Genomic DNA, 20,692 nt, shown 5'->3' with positions numbered 1-20,692 from the left:
TGATTAAATGCGGTTAAATGACCCTTTAGTCACCTCTTTTACATTTAATGATGTTGAATATGAGCTTGACATGTCTTTTGACAACATACTTGATGTTTTTGATCAGATGAGCGATGAAAACTTAAGAGTCTATGAAAAAATCTCTATAGGTTTGCAATTATTACTTGATAACCAGGAATTACCTGCATCATGGCAAGAACGTATCGATCTATGGAATTACATCTATGATAATTTCATCTTGTTCGAGGAAAAAGAACCTATTACCTATGACAGAAAAGGCAACCCGATGCCATTACCTAAAGACGAAGAGGACGACAAACGACATATAGATTTAGAACAAGACGCGGAGTACATCTATGCGTCTTTTTTGCAGGCTTATAACATCAATCTTTATGAAAAACAAGGGTCCATGCATTGGCATGAATTTAAGGCTCTGCTAAACGGACTGCCATCTAACACGATTATGCAAGGAATTATCCAAATTAGGGCGTGGAAACCATCTAAACACGATACGCCAAAGCATATTGAGGATATGAAAAAACTCCAAGCGAAGCACGCATTACATGACATAGATAGGGAGGAGGTGGACTAATTGGCAGATGGAAGTATTAAAATATCCATTGAAGTTGATGGAAAACAGGTAGATGTAGCAGCAAAGCAGTTGGATAACCTAGAGGCATCCGGTAATAAATCTGGTAAAGGTATCAAAGCAGCAGAGGATGGGCTTGACAGTTTAAGTGATAAAAGCGCCAAGGCTGGCACCAGTGTAAAAGGTGCAGGTGACTCTATTGAAGGACTTGGCGAAAGCGGCTCAAAAGCTGGACAAGGCTTAAAAGGTGCTGAGGGAGCTATTGATGGTGTGGCTGACAGTTCAGCGCAAGCAGCATCATCTGTTAAAGGTGCTGGTGATACTATCGAGGGCTTAGGCTCCAGTGGGGATAGCGCCAGCAAAGGGCTACAGGGTGTTGATGGTGCTCTGGATGGAGTAGCTGATAGCAGCGCACAGGCCAGTGAGTCTGTTCGTAATGCGTCTGATGCAATGGCTGATGTAGATGGCAAAACAAATCAAGCATCTGGCTCTATTAAAACATTTGCTGCATCTATTGGATTAGTGGCAATTGCATCTAAAGCATTTGATGCTATGGTGTCATCTGTTGATCAAGCCATCGGCCGATTTGATACCTTGAACGCCTTCCCAAAGGTCTTACAAGCTCTCGGAGTTTCAGCTGAGGACTCTGAGGCGGCTATGGCTAAATTATCCGATGGTATCGACGGATTACCGACAAAATTAAATGATATTGCAGCTAATGCTCAACGTATGTACACGTCTTTCGGAGATATGGACAAGGCAGCAGACACAGCTATTGCATTAAACAACGCTTTGCTCGGTTCCGGAGCAAGTGCTGACCAGGCTAAACGAGGCACTGAGCAGTATATCAAAGCACTACAAAGAGGCAGTATTGACTTAAATACCTGGACAACTTTGTCCGAAACTATGGATGTTGGGCTAGTTAAACTTGCCGAAAGTTTTGGTTACACTGGCAAGACAGCCAAAGACGATCTGTATAAAGCTTTGCAAGACGGAAGTATAACACTGGACGAGTTTAACGAAAAACTCATTGAAGTAGGTACTGGCACAGGAATCATGGCGGAATTAGCTAGAGAAAACAGTCTTGGTCTTGCCACATCCTTTGGTAACTTACGAAACGCTATCGCTAACGGTGTAGCTAAAATCATTGAAGCATTCAATAATTTAACTATCGCTGTTACCGGCAAGGACATTGCTCAAAACATCGATGGTTTAAAAGTAGTGGTTAATACTGCATTTAATGTAATGAAGTCTGCAGTTGAAGCATCTATCCCTGTATTTAAATTTTTTGGTGAAATAGTAAGAACGGCTGTTGAAGCAATAAAACCATTCACTCCAGCTGTTCTGGGTTTAGCTTCTGCATTTGCTGCTATGATGATTTTAAACAAAGTTGCAGGATTCATAAATGCATCCAATGCAGCGTTGGCAACAGCGATGTTGTCTACAAAAGCATTGACTTTAGCTACCAAAGGGCAAATGGCTGCAAAAATTGCGGATACTACAGCAACAAAAGCTAACACAGTTGCTCAAGCAGCTAACTTAGGTATGGTCAAAGTAAGCACATTAGCAATCGGTCTTTTAACCGGAAAAATTAAATTAGCACAAGCTGCGAAAATTGCTTGGATGGCAGTTACAAAAGGTCTTAGTACTGTTATGACTGCCTTATCCGGACCAATTGGTATCGCCAGCCTTGTGATTGGAGGTTTGGTTGCTGCAACAATTGGTATTGTTAAATGGTTCAAACGTTCAACCGAAGAAGGAGAGCGGCTTAAAAGTGAGATAGAAGAGATGGGCAATGAAACCGATTCTCTGACTCAATCTGTGGAAAGCAATGCCCAAGCGTATAAAGATCAAGTAAGTGATATAAGCGCTAACCAAAGTGCAAGTAATGACCTATTAAAAACTTTAGATGATTTGTCTAGCAAAGAAAATAAATCGGAAGAAGATAAACAAAAGTTAAAAAGCACGGTCGATCAATTAAATGGCTCTGTTGAAGGCCTCAATCTTATGTATAACGAAGAGGCTGACCGTCTCAGTGAATCGTCAGAACAAATCCAAGCACGAATTGATTTAATGAGTGACTTAGAATCTGGTCAAGCGGCTCAAGAACGTTATACGGAAATCTTGCAAGATCAGCATAAAGTGGAAGAACAATTAAATGATGTATTGGATAAGCAAAAAGAAGTACAGGGAGATAACAATTTAACCAAAAAAGAAGCTAAAGATGCATCTGCAGATTTAACTGAACAAGAAGAGTTATTAAGAGCAAAATTAGAAGATCTGGGTGATGAAAAACAAGCCACTACAGAAAAAATGACTGCTGCGCAGGATGCTGTAAAAAAAGCCATAGAAGATGGTAATGCAGCAATGATTTTATCTTATGGTGTTTTGTCAGATGCACAGCAAGATGCTTTTGAAAGAATGAAAGATAAATACACCGATCTGAAAGATGCTGCAACAGATGCATTTGAAAAAATCAATGATGAGTCCGAAGTATCTGCCAAAGAAATGATAAAAAATCTTGAACACAATCAGGAAATGGTTGCTGCTTGGGGAGAAAACCACGCAAAATTAATGGAATGGGCATCAAAAGATGGTCATGAAGGTTTTATGCAATGGTTAGATTCATTAGGTATTGATTCTGCTGCAGAGCTTCAAACTGTTGCGGATATGAGCGAAGAGCAATTAGAAAAATTCGCTGGTTTAATGGATGAAGGTGGAAATACTGCTGCAACCGCAATGAAAGATAGCTTAGGGGATGGTCTTAGCGAAGTTGGCGATATCCTTATCAGCATGGTTGAAGATGGAGCAATGACAACACAAGAAGCTATTGAAGCGGCCAATTTTTATGAATTGTTTGGAGTATTACCAGAGGATGCTGCACAAGGAGTTGAAGATGGTACTCCTGAAGTTGAAACAGCCGTTAGTAATATGGCCGAAAAGGCATATACAGGATTAAACATAGCCTTGGGGAATTATGATTTCTCTGCAAAAGGTGAAGAGGTTCCGGTAGACATGAAATCTGGTATGGACTCAGGTTCTCCGTATGTGGAAGCAGCATCAAGAACTTTGGGAAGAGATGCTGTTGATCCAATGACTTCCGAAATTGCTAGTTCAGACATTGAAGGCGCTGGAAATAGTGTACCTACTAGATTATCGGGCAGTATAAACAATGGAAAGGATTCTGTTGCTTGGGCATCCGGAGAAGTCGGAAAAGCTCCTGAAAAGGCTATATCAAGTGAGATAAATCAATCGACATTTGAAACCTATGGTGGATATGTATCAGTTGGCTTAGCATCCGGGATAACAGCAGGATCAGATGATGTTAGTGCCGCCGGAACATCTATGTCAGAATCTCTTTTAACCAATGTTCGCTCAAAATTAGGTATTCACAGCCCATCAACCATTACAAGATCTTACGGTGACTTTTTCATACAAGGGCTAGCTATCGGCATTTCTAACGGAGAATCTAGCGTAGTCAATACCATTATATCTATGGCTACAGCCATGCTTAACCGAACTCGAACAGGTATGACTGACATGAGCGACGCAGCTCAAACAGGTGTTAGTAATATGGACAGACGCCTTGCCCGTTTATCAGTAATAGCAAACAGCAACATGCGTACCATGCAGGATAAACTATCATCTGGAGCGACAAATAGTGTAGCTATTATGACTAGATTATCTGCAAACATGTTAACACCGTTTAGTAGTATTTCTGGGCGGATGTCCTCAATTGGTGGCTATGCCATGAGTGGACTAAATGCTGGCCTTAACGGTGGCGCTGGACGTGTTATGGCGACAGCAAGCAGTATAGCAAGTCGTGTTGCAAGTACTATGCAACGAGCGCTAAAAATACATTCGCCATCCCGAGTAATGGAAGACGATGTTGGACGATGGGTGCCGGCCGGTATTGCTGTGGGTATTGAAGACAACGCCAAATTAGTATATAGAGCGATGGATGATTTAGCTGCAGGCATGATTAAGCCTGTATCGCCTGAGGTTGCATTAGGTACATCGGCGATGGCTTATAACGGGGCTGATTCTATGGCACAAGCTGTGAGAAATATCCGCATCCCAGAAAATAAACCAGATGGAAGTGTTGCAGGTCTGTTGAGAGAACAGAATAACATCTTAGGGAAATTGTTGAATAAGGACTCCAACTTGTATTTAGATAGTGAAAAGTTAACAAAAGCAGTCAATGAAATAAACGCTATTAATGCTTCATTAAGCGTATTTTAAGGAGGGATGATATGACTATTATCCAACGCCATAACGGCGAAATAATCAACCTAGATGATGCAGGTATTAGGACAAGGGATTTTATCATTTCAGCCCCTACCTATAACCATCAATTTGGTGAAGCTGAAGGTGGCTTAGGTGTTATTGATTACGGCAGCTCTATCGGACCGAGAGATATAAACGTTTACTTCAGGGCAACATCTTACGATATAGAAGACTTCTCGCTTTTGAGAGATGAGATATTTCACATCTTCCGAAATGAGGAGTCTTTTTATTTGATTGAACATAGAGAGCCAGGTAAACGATGGCTGGTTAAGGTGCAGGATGCGTACAGCGTTCCGCAACGCAATGTATTTGGTAATTTTGAAATCAGATTTATTGGATTGAAAGGGGTGGCCGAATCAATCGGAACCACTCAAGATATCCAAAAAGCTGGTATAAGCGCAGACAGTGAATTATGGGGTTTTGGCATGGGTATTGAGGCAATCGATGAATCACTTATTTACACGCATAACGTTGCAATCGGTCAAAACTTTAAAGTGTTTAACGCTGGAAATGTACCCATACATCCGTTTGAACAGGAATTAAATATTACCATATCCGAAGTAGAAGGTTCAGGATCATATTTTCAATTAAAAAACGAAACAACAAATAACATTTTTCGGATTAATCAAGCGGTAAGTAATGGCCAAGTTATTGTATTAGATGGCCCAAATATAACATCAAACTGGGTACAATTTTTAAGAAACACAAACAAGGAATTTATTGAACTTGCTCCAGGTTGGAATAAGTTCAACATAACTGGGGCTATATCAGCAAAAATAGAGTTTGATTTTCCTTTTTATTATAAGTAGGAGGTATGAATATGGCGGGATTTAAGCCGATATCAACAAAATGGGACAGAGAGAACCGAAATGAACATAATCGAATGTTTGAAGAATTATATAAAGGTATAGGCGGTGTAGTGGGAACAATTACTGAAGAAACAATCAAAAAAATTATAGACAGCGCTAAACTAAATTGGCTGGATTTTGTAGATGTTTACGAGGACATCGATTCAACATACCCCAATCCCATTGCTGGCGATGCTGTGATGTCGAGGAATGACTCTGCGGATTATCCAATCAATGCGGATGATAAACGTCAAGGGGGCACTGTTTGGCGTTTTAACGGAAGCAAATGGGAGCCGATACAAAGTTTTGATGCTTCCGCGATTAATAATGTCGCTGATACTTTGACAGAGCAAGTAGACAAAACCCAAGCTACTGTTGTTAACGCAAACTTTGAACCGGAAATTATTGCGCATCGAGGGTTTGGAAGGCTGTACCCGGAAAATACAATATACTCTGGTGTAAAAAGCGCTGAAACAGGGGCAGCTATTGAATTTGATGTGAGGCTAACAAAAGATAGAGTGCCTATCCTTATGCATGATGCTTCAGTTGATAGGACAACAAACGGTACAGGGAATGTTTCTGATTTATTATATAGCGAAATTCGCGGATTGGATGCCGGCAGCTCTTTTTCAAGTCGTTTTGCTGGTCTTAAGATTCCGACCTTGGAAGATTATTTGTCAGCTATTCAAGGTACAAAGCGTGTCTACGTTGATTTGAAAGGGATTGAAACACCGGACGAATTAAAAAACATCGTCACTATGTTGATGAAATACGGATTTGATCATAACTGCATCTTGCAATTAGATCCAATGGATAATTTTGCAGAAAACATTAAGACCATTAGACAAGTATCTTCCAGAATGATTATCGGCGCATCTTGTGGGAATCAAGAAAAAGTCGATGCGGCATTTCCATTATTAATTAAGGATGGTAAAGGTGCATTTTCAGCGAACAAAGGGACGGCTACAGAAGCAAATTTAATGAGAGCCAGACGGAACAACATCGACTACGCTATCTCTATTATTTATTCCCAGCAAGAAGTATCCCGTTATGCGCGTATAGGATTTACCAAATTAATGACAGATGATATTACGGAGGTGCAATATTAATGATAGTAGGCACTTTAACGAGAGATTGTTTTAATGACGCAAAGGATTATAATGTTAACGGAGATACCATCACAATCAAAAATGATGGGTCATCTGGGTACAGCTGGTTAAGATATCCTTTATCACTGAAGCCCGAACAAGAAGTGAAAATAGATTTTGAATATAGAAATACTGTAGGAGAAAGTGGAAGAATAGGTTTAGATATATCGGATAACAGCAATTTTGCTGACCGAAAAACGTATAGCGATTTACTGACCAGCACGGAATGGGAATTGAAGTCATATACATTTAAAGTTCCCGCAAATAAAAACGGGCAGTACAGCCGATTATCTCTTGGATTAGATACAGGAGTAAATGCTGAAATTCAATTTAGAAACATCCGTATTAATACAGAAAGAGTGGATTTATCAAATAAACCAGAATGTATTGCTATGGGTGTTATCCGAAAAATTCCGACTGGGGACGTTATTGTGCATTATAATTCTCCTGCGTTTGGAATCTTATCAGCAGAGATGTCTGACCCAAGAACGATATCTGTAAAAATAGATACAGCATTGCAAGATAATTTTAGATTAAACCCAATCCCTTTTGTAACAGGTTCGACTGATTTTAAATATGCACCGACTTGCGGAGGGCATACGATTAACCAGGATGGAACACTGTCACTTAAAATATGTTATGTAAGCAATGGGGCTGTTCTTGATTTAACTAACCAAAATGCATATTGCTATCTCTCAGTTTGGGTCTAAGAGATGTGTGATTATCAAGTTTAGGGGGTGATGATAATATGCACGTTGTAGATTTATCTGGCAATGAGTATATGCTGCAAGCGACTTACACTATTGAGGGAGAGTTAAATGCAAATCAATCTATATCAGTAAAAATACTTTCTACAAAGGTCAATAAAGCTTTCATTGAAAATATAGCAGAAATGTGGTCCATAGTAGATAATAGCAATGTAGAGTACAAGGTAGTCTATTGCAAGAAAAAAGGAGAAGGAAAACTAATGACAGTGGATATCAAAGGGATACCACTGTTTTTTGATACCTTAGATAATGATCGAATCTATGAAAGACATGATTCCCACATGACTGCTAATCAAGCATTTACCCTTATCTTTAAAGATACTGGCTTTACGTTTGCTCTTGTTGATGCTTTTCAGGCTGTTCAATGGGAGGGTTTTGGTGAAGGAGAAACTAAGCTTGAAACGTTTAAACGCGCCCTCAACCGATATGGTGCAGAGTTTCGCATATCCGGCAGCACCGTTTATCTCGAGCGGCAAACCGGGAGAGATTTGTCTGTTATGTATCGCCACCGTTTAAATGCGTCCAACATTATTCAAGAGAATGATGCCGAAGAATATTGGACTTATATGCGAGGGTATGGGGATTACGATGATGGCGAAGATGGAGGATGGCAAACGGCAAAAATAAAAAGAGAATATACTTCACCATTAGCGAAGATTTTAGGTAAGAAACACGCCCCTCCTCTAAAGGACGGCAGGAGAACAGACAGTGACGAACTATACAATGTTTTAAAAGAAACAGTTGATAACTCTCTTAAAATAAGCGTTACAGCCGATATACATGATTTACGTAATCAAGGATACCCTATCGCCCGAACTCAATTAGGTGATAGGGTATTTATTATAGATGAACGGATTGGACTAAATGATGAAGTAAGAATAGTTAATCAGACTATAACAAAAGACTGGAGAGGAAATGTAGTTGATATCAAACTGACTTTTGGAACAGAGTCTCTGGTTAAACGTCACCAATCCAATATGCAAACAGCTGTTAAAAATATAAACGATATTATCACCGGAAGAAAACAAGTTCCGTTGTCTGCCTTAGATCAACGGGTTAAGGAAATATCAGAAATCATTAATGGCAATAACAACAGTGTATTTAAATACACGCCAAATGGTGTTGTTGGTTGGAATGGAGACGACCCAAACTATATGACACGCTATGTTGGTGACGCGATTGGGTTTAGTCGCGATGGCGGTAAAACATACGGTACTGCAATGTCAGCTGAATTGGGTATAGTAGCTGATTATGTAACCACGGGTACATTAGATGCAAATCTTGTTAGAGTAGTAGGTGGTAATGATACCACCTATACATTTATTGAAGGAGATTATATCGAATCTCGGGGACAGTATTACCGTACTTGGTTTGGCGAAACAAGCTATGCTGATCTTAAGTTCCAGTTAGGACGAGGCTATTTCCGTGTGAATAATGAGGCAGAAAATAAACGTCTGTACTTCTCTGACAAAGGTATCTCTACTTTCATACAAGGGTATGCAGATGAAAATCCTGACCAAGAAAATTCCGGATCTGGTGTAATAGAGTTCTTTTCCCATCAATACAATGGCCCGCAATGGAATACGGGTAATATTAGAGGTCTAACCATCTTTTCTAACCAAGGACACGTTGCCATAAAGACAGCAAACAGAGACATTATATTGGATGCTGACAGGGATGTTAAAATACTTGCCAGTCGAGGAACTGTCACGCTACAACCAAGGGATGGCAATAGGGATGGTCTAAATCATTTTAGGTTTAATGTTAAGGACAATGATAGCGCAGGCTTATCAGATGGCTGGATTCAGTACGGTTCTCCATCTGCCAATTATGGTAGTGGTCTCCGTTTTAAAAAGTCTACGTCCGGTAGACCAATTATTTATGCCACAAATGGTAATGGAGATATAAATAGCGGAAATGTTCAAGCTGACGCATTTATAGGTAGCTTAGAAGCTCCAAGTGATAATGCTTATGCTTTAGTCAATGACCGACTAAGAATTACTTCTAAGGCCGGTTATAATAACGGAAGCCCTAATTATCGTGATTTGCAGGCTGCGGAAGGGTCATTTAGAAGCATTAAACTGAACACCGATATGTCCGGGTCAAACTTTTATATTGGCGTATCTAGCGGAGAATTAAGAGTGACAAGTAATTTGCTTGGCGATGGAGGCAGTTATCGGCCAATCAGAATTAGAGAAGTCATTTTAGACGGCGGAGGTAGGCTTGTTCACGAGGATGGTTCAACCTTTATACAAGGTAATGTTGACGTTAGAGCTACCAGAGTAAGGAGTGGAACATTGGTCCCAATGGTCGCAAGAGAATTTAATTCCTCTTCCAGTGAAGAGCTAAAGACTAATATTAAACCATATGAGGGTAATGGACTAGATGTCGTTTGTGGATTGAATATTGTTAATTTTGATTGGATTGAATCTCCAGAGGCTGGCCGTCAAATTGGAGTTATCGCTGAAAACAGTCCAGATATCTCATCTTCAAGCGGAAAAGAAATCAAAATAAATGACCTTGTTATGTATCTAACAAAATCAGTGCAGGAATTGCATGAAGAGAATAATAAATTAAGAGGAGAGATAGAACATGGAAAACAATCGCATAAATTCAATCGCCAACTCTTTGGCAGGTCAAGTAGCAGACAAAGCCCTACGAATCGCAGAATTAGAAACAGTTTCAGCAGAGATGCAAGCTAAGATTACAGAGTTGGAAAAAACTTTGAAAGAAAAAGAAATTGAAGAAATGGATAAAGATTCAGAGCTGTCTAAACAAAAGAAAAATAACAAGGAGGGTTAATATGAAATGTAAAGAATGTGGGAAGTCAATTGATAAACCTATTGTAGAAAAAGCGCGATGCGGCCTAGCAACCTATTTTGAATGTAAAGATTGTTTGCAGGATAAATATATCAATGATGAAGGGGTGCGGGTAAATATGTATATAGGGGCAGACAAAGGAGATTTATATATTAGTTCTAACAATAATGAAGATGTGAAGGGACCTGTTGTAGAAACACAACTGGATCGCATTGAAAAGAAAATGGACAGAATCCTTGAATTAGGAAACAAGAATATGTCCATTTCTTCTGCTAAAGTAGTTGAACCAATGCGAATAGGTGTTGCTGTTGGAAATCTTTCATTTAGCCGAGAATGATGAATTCAATTGAATGTATATCTCTCGCTTTTACTGAAATCTCTTCCTTTGGTGAATATAGAAAAACAGTGTCATTATTTATCCGTCGCTGTTCAATCTGACGAAAAAAAGAATCATTAAATTCATTAGGAATATTTGGCAGGATAACAGTTTGACCGTTTTTAATCTTAATATGGGTTTCCACTCTCATAAGTATCCACCTCCTTCCAAATTACTATATTCGACAGAGAAGGATAATTTCCTTTATAAAATGTAAAATAAAAACATCTTTTAGAAGGATTTTCCTTCTTTTTGTCGAATACGTAGACAGGAGGGATGTCAGATGGTTAATACTGTCGAGGATATTATAGAAATGAAAAATCACACAAATAATTTAGGAGTTAATGTTTATGATTGGTTTTTCACGGATTTAGAAAACAACTATATTTCTAAACTTAATGGTACAAAAAGAAATGTATCAATCGTTGAAAATTACGACGAAGAATCCCAAGCATATATAATTCAACAATTGTTTTATATAAATAAAAATGCTGCGGATGAATTGATGAAAGAACTTAAAATAGTTGAGCCATTTGTATCAAATGAAAATTATAATCATATAATTCAAACCTTAAACAATAACTAAACATTGACCACAGCATCCTAACGGGTGCTTAATTACGCTTTAAGGGCCCTCTTATTATGTCGATAAAGGTATAAAGGGAGGGGTTTCATGAATCATAGAGCATTAATATTACACATTCTTCGCAATGTCAAAAATGGAAGTTATCTTAACCGTACTACCATTGAAATTGCAATGGAACACGAGGAAAACGTCAAGATATTAAATGCATTTAGAGATATTGATCGTAACGGATTGCTTAACTATAAAACCGTGGCTGAAGGAAATAAAGAAATCATCGGTATTACGGCAGCCGGAGAAAGATTTTTAAGAGAAAATATATAAATTCAAAAGACATCTCATAAGAGGTGTCTTTTTTATGTCGCAGTGAAGGGGGTCGAGAATGGACACACAAAAGGATGTGGAGGACATGGAAAAGTTTATGAATGTCTTGATGGAAGTCAAGGTCTCGCTTGCAGAGCAAAGTGGAAAGTTGGACAACCTTTTGGATATGAAAGAGCGAATGAATGAGACTTATGACATCGCTAAAGGTGCTCGAAATAAAGCAAATGAGTTAGAAAAAGACATTCAGGAGATTAAAGCAGAAATGAAAGATAAAGCCAGCATTGATGATGTTGAGAGGGAAGTAAAGCGTCGGGAAAATTTAATGACTCATTTGCCAACATGGTTAGCCGTCGGAATTAGCCTGGCGGTATTTGTCTTGAACTATGTAATTAATAGTTAATGGAGGATGATAAAAATGGATAAAGGAACAATCATAAGAACTGTAGCATTAGTAATTGTTTGGGTAAACGTATGGCTGGAGCAGGCGGGATTAAATGCCGTTCCTGTATTTAGTGAAGAAGCTATTGCTTTGGGGTTAACCACTGTCGTAAGTGTATGGACGTGGTTCAAAAATAATTATATTACCTGGAAAGGCAAGCAGCAAAAAGAAGTTTTAAAGAAAAATTATCTAACCAAGTAAAGAGTAGCTGCGGCTGCTCTTTTTAAATTTTAGAGGAGGTTTTATATTATGGTAAAAGTAGCAATGTGTGCAGGCCATGGCGGAAGTGGTTCAACACCGGGCAAGCGTTCGCCAGCTGGCGAATATGAGTGGAATTTTAATGACGCAGTAGTGAGAGCGGCGATTGCAAAACTAAAAGCTAATGGTGTAGAGGTCTTGCGTACTGATGACGCGTCTGGTAAAACGGATATCGGGTTAACTGCACGTACAAATAAAGCAAATGCATGGGGTGCAGATGCATATGTATCATGCCATCACAATGCGCTTGGTACATCATGGCTCAATTACGAAATAGGAATTGAAACATTTACTCAAAACGGATCGCATCCACAAGCTGAAATATTAGCTAGATGTATCCATCCCAAATACGTTAAAGCAATGGGGCTAAAGGATAGAGGTATGAAAAAATCTAACCTCGCTATCACTCGTCAAACAAAAATGCCTGCCGTCCTTACCGAGGGAGGTTTTATGGATTCAAGAATTGATATTAAATCTATGCGTGATAATGCAAAACTTAAAGCGCAGGGTGAGGCCATTGCTGATGGTATTATGGAGTTTCTTAATGTAAAGAATACTAATAGTGCCTCTGAAAAAGTATCCAAGCAAAAGGAAACTCAAACAGGATCCAGCACCACTAAAAAGACAAACCCAAAAGTTAATCTGTCTGTAGATGGTAAATGGGGTAATGGCACGACACGAGCATTGCAGCAGGCATTAAAAACACCTGTGGACGGAATTATATCCAAACAACCTAGAAACTCTGTCACTCAATCCTTATATGGTAATACAGTACAATTTGGTAATGGGGGTAGTAATGTTATTGTAGCGTTACAACGTAAAGTCGGTTCAAGTGCAGATGGTAAACTCGGACCTGGTACTGTACGAGCATTGCAAAAATATTTAGGTACTCCTCAAGATGGAGTGATTAGCAGACCATCATCTGCAATGGTCAAGGCATTGCAACGTAGGTTAAATGCTGGTGCGTTTTAGGCATAAAACAAGCCCTCACGCTTGTGGGGGCTATTTCTTCTTATCGTACCAATCCAGCGGACTCATATACTCCACATTCCTTATTTGGTCAATCGTGCAACTAGTCTTTCTCCCATCAATCACCTTCAAAAATATCCTTCCGTTTCCATATCCAGCTATCTTACATTCCACATCCTTGTAATAACTTCCATTGCGCATGGCATTTGCTTGAATCGCTATCGGAAAATCCATTGCATATGCTCTATGCAGCACTTGTGATATCTCTTCTATGCTCATTTCATCTTTGCCTTCTATTTCGTCTACCTCATTGTTTATTTGTTTTATCGCATCGGTCTGGTCAGCTAATATCAATCCCATCCATTTTTGTATACCTCTGTCTGTATATCCGTACATTTCAGGCGTGACATAGGTTACAGATACTTCTTCCATTTTTATCCTTCCTTTCATTGCTAAATAATAACAGTACACGCGTTCTTATTAATTTGATATATTTATATTATAACCAGAACAAACATTCGTCAAACGGCAATTTTGGGAGGGAATACTCATGATTGAAAAGCCAGTATTAGATGAGCACCAGCTGGAGCATAACGGATTTGAGATATATCTGGCGCATAAGCAGGGTACAAAAGTATGGATAAAATATTTTAATGATGGTGAATTTAAAGAAATCGTATGTAACATAGATGAACCGATTAATATCTGGGATATGATTATCAAATGCTCTAATGAGTCTGGCAGGATAGAAATTCCTTTTAACCGGATTATTCAAGTTGAGGATGTATAATAGAAGGAACTAAAAAAGAGAGGGGAAACCCCTCTTTATATATATGTATATTTTGTGCTTATGTAACTACAGGGGATCCGGTGAAAGATACGAAATCAATATCCGGATGAGAGCTGATTCCATTACCAATTGTATCGCCTGTTCCGGATACAAGGTTGAATACTCCTTTGGGAACACCGGCAGCTTCCATCGCTTCAGTAAGCAGCATTGCCGCGAAAGGAGTTTCTTCAGAAGGTTTTAGTACCACAGTACTGCCTGCTGCAAACGCAGAAGCCAGCTTCGTAGAAACCTGGTTTGTAGGGAAATTCCATGGTGTAATTAAACCGGCAACGCCAATAGCATCTTTTTGGACAAAGGAGTTTTCCCGTTTTTCGGTAAACTCAAAATCGCGTACCAGCTTTGCTGCCGTGCGGAAATGGTTTAATCCCATCTGATATTGCACATTTGTTGTGAAAGTTATTGGAGAGCCAAGCTCTGCCATAATTATTTCAATAAACTTATCTTTCCGTTTTTCGTATTCATCTGCAATGCGGTCTAACAAGGCAGCTCGTTCTTCTTTGGTTGTTTGTGAAAAAGCCGGGAATGCAGCTCGTGCAGCTTTTACTGCTTTATCGAGATCCTCTTTCGTACCAGAGCTGATTTCACCAATTTTTTCTTCCGTTGCAGGGTTGATCACATCAATTTTCTCGTTTCCAGTGGAATCAACCCACTGACCGTTAATATAATGCTGTATATAGTTATACATTTTATTACACCCCTTTATATATATTCCAATAAAGCATGTTTCAAAAAACTTTATCAGCTAATTTGAACATGTATTAATATTAATTCCCGCTACAAAAAACATTAAACGTAGAAGAAAACTTTGTTTTTGCCAATAAAAAAACTGCCTTCTCTTTTTTGGAGAGAGACAGTTTTGTATATTTTGAAGAAATCAGCCACCGATAATGTTAAATCCGGCATCGACATGCAATACTTCTCCGGTAATTCCGCGAGAGAGTGCACTTAGGAAGAATAAAGTTGCATCTCCAACTTCATCCTGATCAATATTACGGCGCAATGGAGCTCTTTCTTCTACAACATGTGATTTTTCATTGAAGTTAGCCACTCCCTTTGCAGAAAGTGTACGAATTGGGCCGGCTGATACAGCGTTCACGCGAATCCCGCGTTTACCTACATCTTCAGCTAAATAGCGGACGCTTGCTTCCAGAGATGCTTTAGCAACACCCATAACGTTGTAGCCTGGAACAACCTGCTCCGCTCCAATATAAGTTTGTGTGACAATTGAACCGCCTTCAGTCATTAATTCCTGTGCAGCCTTTGTAACAGATACCAGCGAATAAGCACTGATTTCTTGTGCAAGTAAAAAGCCGTCACGGGAAGTATTTACATACTCGCCTTGCAGTTCTTCGCGTTTGGCAAAAGCAACTGAGTGAACCAATCCGTGAATCACACCGACTTTTTCCTTTATTTCATTAAAAGCCTCCTGCACGCTCTCATCTGATGCTACATCGCAGGAAACAACTGCTTTTGGTTCAATTTCATGCTTATCTAAAAGTTTGACTAATTTTTTATAGGATCTTTCTTGTCTATTCGTAAAAATAAGGCTGGCTCCAGCGTTATGTAGAGATTTTGTGATACCCCAGGCAATACTTCTTTCATTGGCGACACCCATTACAACAATATTTTTACCTTCTAATAGTTTTGTCATTTTCATCCTCCATTCAACATTTAACTTAGCACCTATTATAACTGATTAGTACCAGGTGATAAAGTGATAATCCGTTTTTCTTCTAGTTAGGATAGTATATGTAAACGGAAAAGGCAGCCCGGGCAGTACTGTTATGAAAATATACTTTGCTTTCTCAGGAGGATTATCGGTATATTTTTTAACTGTATAAGTTGAATTACAAGCACCTTAAAAAATAACTGGCTTATCATAAAGACAGGAGTTAATCATTCCTTCTATCTATTTCTTGACAAAACATAAACTCTAGCTAAAAAGAAGGTAACGTGTAAAAGCCACCGCTTCGGCGAACCGTTTTGCTTTCCTGAGGGGCATGCTCTTCAGCTAACTTTTTCCAAGAAGAGCACTTGGCAAAAGTGGATCTTCAGATGATGCTAATCCCTGTCCAGCTACAAGCGTCAAAAACTAGACAACTTCCCGACAGCGCCCTACGATAAAGAAGACTTAGCGGCTGGCAAGCCGTCAGGCGCAGACAGAGCTAAAGTTGGGACTGGGACTGCGATTACTCGCCCCATCAAAACCGCCGCACTTATGCCCCGCGGGTGAAAGTCATCATCCGTTAAAGTAAAGGAAGGCCGACTAAAAGCAGGCTGAAGCCTAACGTCGGCATACCCCTAAAGGGGCATGATTCCTTTATCTCAGTTGCTTCGGTCCAGTTGTTACTTTTTTTAAACGACGCTTTCCGCTTTTCTTTCAGGAGTCAAAACGGTCCGCTTACGCTGAAAGGGGATTCTATACTGTTTAATACAACAGAGCCAATAGAAATTAGACCAGTTAAAAACATATTTTTCAAGGCATAAATAAAAATGTCCGGTCACGATTACTTTCTATTCATGAAAGCTATTCCCGATATTTACTATCCATACTGCGTTATCATTTAAAATGCCAAATCAACCATTTAAAACACTAAAATAATCTTTTCAACAAGCAAAAAGCATTGCATCCAACTCCATCAGAATATGACTTCTTTCATTCACTGTAGAAGCCCAACTGAGCGCAGACCAACCACGTAGACTCCTATGGGGACAGGGCGAGCTGAAGATCCACTTGAAAAGCGGTTTTCTTTTCAAGTTAGCTGAAGCCGTCCCCATGGAAAGCGTAGTGGTTGGTCGGAGCGGAGCTATACACAATCTCTATTTCAATAGAAGGATAATTTAACAAAATGCAAGCAGGATAATAAAGAACATATTCATCCTTGAATAGTAAGGTATAGATGTTTATTCTCAAGTGCGAAAGTTGAATATTATATAGAAGGGAATATTCAAAAAATGAAATGTGTTATGAAATGAAAGTCTCTAAAAACAGCATTGGAATAAGGAAATGAAGGTAATCGAAGAGCTTTTGAAAAATAAAATAAAGTTTTTTTCATTTTTCTCTTTACAAACGGTTGGTTACTCGATATAATAAAATTCGTCAGTTTGCGAGAGATACTTACATAAAGCTTCTCGGACAACGCATCNGAGGATTAGCTCAGCTGGGAGAGCACCTGCCTTACAAGCAGGGGGTCGCAGGTTCGAGCCCTGCATCCTCCACCATTATGCCGGCCTAGCTCAACTGGTAGAGCAACTGACTTGTAATCAGTAGGTTGGGGGTTCAAGTCCTCTGGCCGGCACCATTTTTTGTGTATATATTTGATAGTATGGTTAACAATAATATGGAGGGGTAGCGAAGTGGCTAAACGCGGCGGACTGTAAATCCGCTCCCTCAGGGTTCGGCAGTTCGAATCTGCCCCCCTCCACCATGTTTTTTGTTGGGCCATAGCCAAGCGGTAAGGCATCGGGTTTTGATCCCGTGTACCCTAGGTTCGAATCCTAGTGGCCCAGCCTTTTTTTTATGTCTTTTTTGGAATAAGCTTCGAATAACCCCGAAGCATTTATTTCAAGCGCAGGCATGCAGATGCAGGGGTCCACCAAGCAGAAAAGCACTAAATAAAGCAATACTCCATTTAACATAGGAGCCATTAGCTCAGTCGGTAGAGCATCTGACTTTTAATCAGAGGGTCGAAGGTTCGAATCCTTCATGGCTCATCAAAAGAGTGACAAGTATAAAATGCTTTAGGAAAACGGGATAATATTATCTCGTTTTTTTCTTTATAAATAAGTAAACTGTTTTAGCCTTATTCAAATGTATTCAGGTCACTGGCGATTAAAATACATTATGTGGGAAACGAATAATTAAAGCTCTTGCTTTTTGAAATTACGAATAAGAAATAAATCAGGAGAAAGTATAACATAAGAGAAGCATCGTAAGTATATAGACTGGTGCTGTGCTTTTTTTAACTTAAAAATTCTTATTTTATTACGACAAAATGATTAACATAATTCCAGTAACGAAATAAGTATCTTCTAAATGAAAAAACGGTAGAATTCGTGTTATAATCAAATATAGTTTAATTTAGTACTTAGTAATAAAAAACATATTTAGATATGATAAATAAAAAGGATGAGCTAGGCATGACCTCTTCAAGAATACCCGGTTTTTATAATATGACGGTAGAAGACAGGCGCGCATTATTACGTGAAGCCTTTTCTTTAACGGATGCAGAAACGCAAAATTTGTCTAACGCAGACGCGCTTACTATTGGGAAAGCAGATAATATGATTGAGAATGTCATTGGTACCTATCAATTACCATTTGGATTAGGATTAAATTTTTTGATAAACGGGAAAGAATATGTAGTACCAATGGCTATTGAAGAAGCTTCTGTCGTTGCTTCTGCAAGCCATATTGCAAAAATAGTCAGAGAAACTGGCGGATTTCAGGCAGAGTCAAAGGAAAGACTGATGATTGGGCAGATTCAAGTTGTTGGATGTCCTGATTTTCAGGAAGCAAAGCAAAAAATCCTGCAACAAAAAGATACATTAATGCGTGCTGCCGATGATGCTTATCCAAGTATTGTCAACCGTGGCGGCGGTGTGAAGGATTTAGATGTCCGGATTCTGAATGAAGAGGATTCTTCGTCATATAGTAAAATGCTGGTTATGCATATCTACGTAGATACCTGTGACGCAATGGGTGCTAATATGATTAATACAATGGTAGAATCTATAGCGCCAATCGTGGAAGAGATAACCAAGGGAAAGGTCTATTTGCGTATTTTATCAAACTATGCGGACCGCAGCCTTGTATCAGCAAAATGCGTTATACCTCCAAACTTGCTGAAAACAGGTTCATTCTCTGGGGAAGAGGTAAGAGACGGCGTTGTTCATGCTTATGAATTTGCTGCTTCTGACCCGTATCGTGCTGTAACGCACAACAAAGGGATTATGAACGGTATTGATCCTGTTGTGATAGCGACAGGAAATGATTGGCGGGCAGTAGAAGCTGGAGCACATGCTTATGCTGCAAGAAATGGCCATTATGGATCTATGACTACATGGTCCAAGGATGAAGAAGGTAATCTTGTTGGTGAAATTGAATTACCAATGTCTATAGGAACAGTCGGAGGAGCAACACGCGTACATCCGCTTGCTGATTTTTCTTTATCCATTATGCAAATTGAATCAGCAGAAGAGCTTGCGCAAGTAATTGTGGCAGTTGGTCTCGCTCAAAATCTTGGAGCGCTCAAAGCGTTGGCAACAGACGGTATTCAGAAAGGTCACATGGCACTTCATTCACGTTCTGTTGCGATTGCTGGAGGAGCAACTGGGGAGATGATTGATGTGATAGCAAAACAATTAGTAGAACAACAAGAAATCCGTGTGGGAAAAGCTAAAGAATTGGTGGAACAGTATAAACAATGAGTGCAGAAAAAGTAACAGCGTCGGAAAAAACAGCTATTGGCATAGCTCATAGTAAGGTCATTTTAATTGGAGAGCATGCGGTTGTACACGGACAGCCGGCAATTGCTATTCCATTTCCTTTAATTGGTGTAGAGACAGTGATTGAGTATGTTCCTGGAGCGGTGAAAATGGACAGTACTTTTTATCACGGTCCATTGAAGCATGCTCCGAAAGAGCTGGAAGGAATTGTGGAATGTGTCTCCAGTTCCTGTGAATATCTTGGGATCCCCTATAAAGACTTATTAATACGAATTAATTCTTCTGTACCACCGGGGAAAGGGCTTGGATCCAGTGCATCTGTAGCTATTTCTGTCATTCGTTCTATATTCAACTACTGTGATAAGGAATGCTCCGTAGAGGAGTTGCTTCAATTAGCGAATGTTGCAGAAACCTACGCGCATGGAGCTCCCAGCGGGCTTGATACATTGACCATTACCTCGGATAAGCCAGTCTGGTATAAAAGGGGAAATCCTGTAGAGCACATCGAATTAGGAGAAGATCTTCATTTTATTGTTGCAGACTCCGGCAGGATTGGTGATACGCGTACATCGGTTGAATCTGTAGCAAATCTGCTAAAAACAGCTCCACAACGTATTCATTCCAAAATAGAACGGATCGGAGAACTGACGCATAATGCGAAAGAAGCGTTAGAAAAAGCGAGTAAACACATTCTTGGGCAGCTGTTAAATGAAGCGCAAAAAGAATTGGAAGTATTAGGTGTAAGTGATGCCGGTTTAAATAAATTAATTCACTTTGCCCGTGAAGAAGGTGCTTTGGGAGCAAAACTGACAGGCGGCGGAAATGGCGGCTGTATTATTGCACTTGCGCAAAATGAAGTGCATTCGAAACAGTTAGCCGAAAAATTACGCCGATTTGGTGCTGCGGCAGTCTGGCCATTTGTATTAAAGAAATAAAGTGAAACTTCATTCAGTGGAAGGGTTTTTTTCACTGTAGTAAATGAATGT

The 20,692-nt window shown here is 39.5% G+C and carries 17 protein-coding genes, 4 tRNA genes and 2 pseudogenes; 19 read left to right on the top strand and 4 right to left on the bottom strand.

All coding sequences use genetic code 11. The annotated features are described in order from the left end of the window. Positions 1-7: 7 nt before the first annotated feature. From IEX29_RS23480 to IEX29_RS23450, 7 genes are all read left to right on the top strand, one after another. Entirely contained in the window at positions 8-592 is a 585-nt protein-coding gene (locus IEX29_RS23480; protein ID WP_188737803.1) for a Gp15 family bacteriophage protein, read from the top strand. Further along, the gene (locus IEX29_RS23475; RefSeq protein ID WP_188737800.1) at positions 593-4,831 is read left to right on the top strand and encodes a tape measure protein; all 4,239 of its coding nucleotides are present in this window, start codon (positions 593-595) and stop codon (positions 4,829-4,831) included. It abuts the gene before it with no gap. Positions 4,832-4,842: 11 nt separating this feature from the next. Next, complete coding sequence (locus IEX29_RS23470; RefSeq protein WP_188737798.1) at positions 4,843-5,685, top strand: phage tail family protein; 843 nt, start codon at positions 4,843-4,845, stop codon at positions 5,683-5,685. Positions 5,686-5,696: 11 nt separating this feature from the next. Next, positions 5,697-6,833, top strand: coding sequence for a glycerophosphodiester phosphodiesterase (locus IEX29_RS23465; RefSeq protein WP_188737796.1), 1,137 nt, complete (start codon positions 5,697-5,699; stop codon positions 6,831-6,833). Continuing rightward, positions 6,833-7,582: a hypothetical protein gene (locus IEX29_RS23460; RefSeq protein ID WP_188737794.1), complete on the top strand. Its 750-nt coding sequence runs from the start codon at positions 6,833-6,835 to the stop codon at positions 7,580-7,582. Before IEX29_RS23465 ends, IEX29_RS23460 begins: the two co-directional genes overlap by 1 nt. Positions 7,583-7,620: 38 nt before the next feature. Beyond that, positions 7,621-10,341 (top strand): phage tail protein, encoded by a 2,721-nt coding sequence (locus IEX29_RS23455; protein WP_188737792.1) that lies wholly within the window; start codon positions 7,621-7,623, stop codon positions 10,339-10,341. Positions 10,342-10,442: 101 nt separating this feature from the next. Further along, positions 10,443-10,796 carry a hypothetical protein gene (locus tag IEX29_RS23450; RefSeq protein ID WP_188737790.1) on the top strand — a complete coding sequence of 118 codons (354 nt, stop codon included), beginning with the start codon at positions 10,443-10,445 and terminating at the stop codon, positions 10,794-10,796. On the opposite strand, the gene IEX29_RS23445 is transcribed toward IEX29_RS23450, so the two are convergent. After that, on the bottom strand, positions 10,783-10,986 hold the full coding sequence (locus IEX29_RS23445) for a hypothetical protein (RefSeq protein ID WP_188737788.1): 204 nt from the start codon (positions 10,984-10,986) through the stop codon (positions 10,783-10,785). The two genes, IEX29_RS23450 and IEX29_RS23445, sit on opposite strands and share 14 nt — an antisense overlap. A 132-nt stretch (positions 10,987-11,118) precedes the next feature. Here IEX29_RS23445 and IEX29_RS23440 point away from each other — a divergent pair, with 132 nt between their 5' ends. From IEX29_RS23440 to IEX29_RS23420, 5 genes are all read left to right on the top strand, one after another. Continuing rightward, positions 11,119-11,421, top strand: a complete 303-nt coding sequence (locus tag IEX29_RS23440) for a hypothetical protein (RefSeq protein ID WP_188737786.1) — start codon at positions 11,119-11,121, stop codon at positions 11,419-11,421. Between the two features lie 87 nt (positions 11,422-11,508). Continuing rightward, positions 11,509-11,742: a hypothetical protein gene (locus tag IEX29_RS23435; protein WP_188737784.1), complete on the top strand. Its 234-nt coding sequence runs from the start codon at positions 11,509-11,511 to the stop codon at positions 11,740-11,742. Between the two features lie 58 nt (positions 11,743-11,800). Continuing rightward, complete coding sequence (locus tag IEX29_RS23430) at positions 11,801-12,142, top strand: hypothetical protein (protein ID WP_188737781.1); 342 nt, start codon at positions 11,801-11,803, stop codon at positions 12,140-12,142. A 15-nt stretch (positions 12,143-12,157) separates the two neighbouring features. Further along, positions 12,158-12,382, top strand: a complete 225-nt coding sequence (locus IEX29_RS23425; RefSeq protein ID WP_229720353.1) for a phage holin — start codon at positions 12,158-12,160, stop codon at positions 12,380-12,382. 48 nt (positions 12,383-12,430) lie between these two features. Continuing rightward, on the top strand, positions 12,431-13,411 hold the full coding sequence (locus tag IEX29_RS23420) for an N-acetylmuramoyl-L-alanine amidase (RefSeq protein WP_188737778.1): 981 nt from the start codon (positions 12,431-12,433) through the stop codon (positions 13,409-13,411). Positions 13,412-13,441: 30 nt separating this feature from the next. Here the strand turns inward: IEX29_RS23420 and IEX29_RS23415 are convergent, their stop codons facing one another. Continuing rightward, entirely contained in the window at positions 13,442-13,840 is a 399-nt protein-coding gene (locus IEX29_RS23415; protein WP_188737776.1) for a hypothetical protein, read from the bottom strand. 85 nt (positions 13,841-13,925) lie between these two features. On the opposite strand from IEX29_RS23415, the pseudogene IEX29_RS23410 reads away from it, so the two are divergent. Next, positions 13,926-14,198 (top strand): annotated as a pseudogene (locus IEX29_RS23410) (YolD-like family protein); the annotation flags it as partial. Between the two features lie 73 nt (positions 14,199-14,271). On the opposite strand, the pseudogene IEX29_RS23405 reads toward IEX29_RS23410, so the two are convergent. After that, positions 14,272-14,943 (bottom strand): annotated as a pseudogene (locus tag IEX29_RS23405) (aldehyde dehydrogenase family protein); the annotation flags it as partial. Between the two features lie 189 nt (positions 14,944-15,132). After that, positions 15,133-15,909, bottom strand: coding sequence for an enoyl-ACP reductase FabI (gene fabI / locus IEX29_RS23400; protein ID WP_188737768.1), 777 nt, complete (start codon positions 15,907-15,909; stop codon positions 15,133-15,135). Between the two features lie 1,575 nt (positions 15,910-17,484). On the opposite strand from fabI, the gene IEX29_RS23395 reads away from it, so the two are divergent. The 6 genes from IEX29_RS23395 to mvk all read left to right on the top strand — a co-directional run bounded on the left by IEX29_RS23395 (position 17,485) and on the right by mvk (position 20,641). Then, positions 17,485-17,560, top strand: a tRNA-Thr gene (locus IEX29_RS23395). 41 nt (positions 17,561-17,601) lie between these two features. Beyond that, a tRNA-Tyr gene (locus tag IEX29_RS23390) sits at positions 17,602-17,686 on the top strand. Between the two features lie 10 nt (positions 17,687-17,696). Further along, positions 17,697-17,768: transfer RNA gene (locus IEX29_RS23385), tRNA-Gln, on the top strand. A 131-nt stretch (positions 17,769-17,899) separates the two neighbouring features. Beyond that, a tRNA-Lys gene (locus tag IEX29_RS23380) sits at positions 17,900-17,972 on the top strand. 426 nt (positions 17,973-18,398) lie between these two features. Next, positions 18,399-19,688: a hydroxymethylglutaryl-CoA reductase, degradative gene (locus IEX29_RS23375; protein WP_188737766.1), complete on the top strand. Its 1,290-nt coding sequence runs from the start codon at positions 18,399-18,401 to the stop codon at positions 19,686-19,688. Further along, positions 19,685-20,641 carry a mevalonate kinase gene (gene mvk / locus IEX29_RS23370; RefSeq protein ID WP_188737764.1) on the top strand — a complete coding sequence of 319 codons (957 nt, stop codon included), beginning with the start codon at positions 19,685-19,687 and terminating at the stop codon, positions 20,639-20,641. Before IEX29_RS23375 ends, mvk begins: the two co-directional genes overlap by 4 nt. Positions 20,642-20,692: the final 51 nt, after the last annotated feature.

This window comes from Oceanobacillus neutriphilus (genome assembly GCF_014645515.1).
Lineage (GTDB): Bacteria > Bacillota > Bacilli > Bacillales > Amphibacillaceae > Oceanobacillus > Oceanobacillus neutriphilus.
The sequence above is the reverse complement of the archived record's forward strand: the minus strand, read 5'-3'. Positions and strand labels throughout refer to the sequence as shown.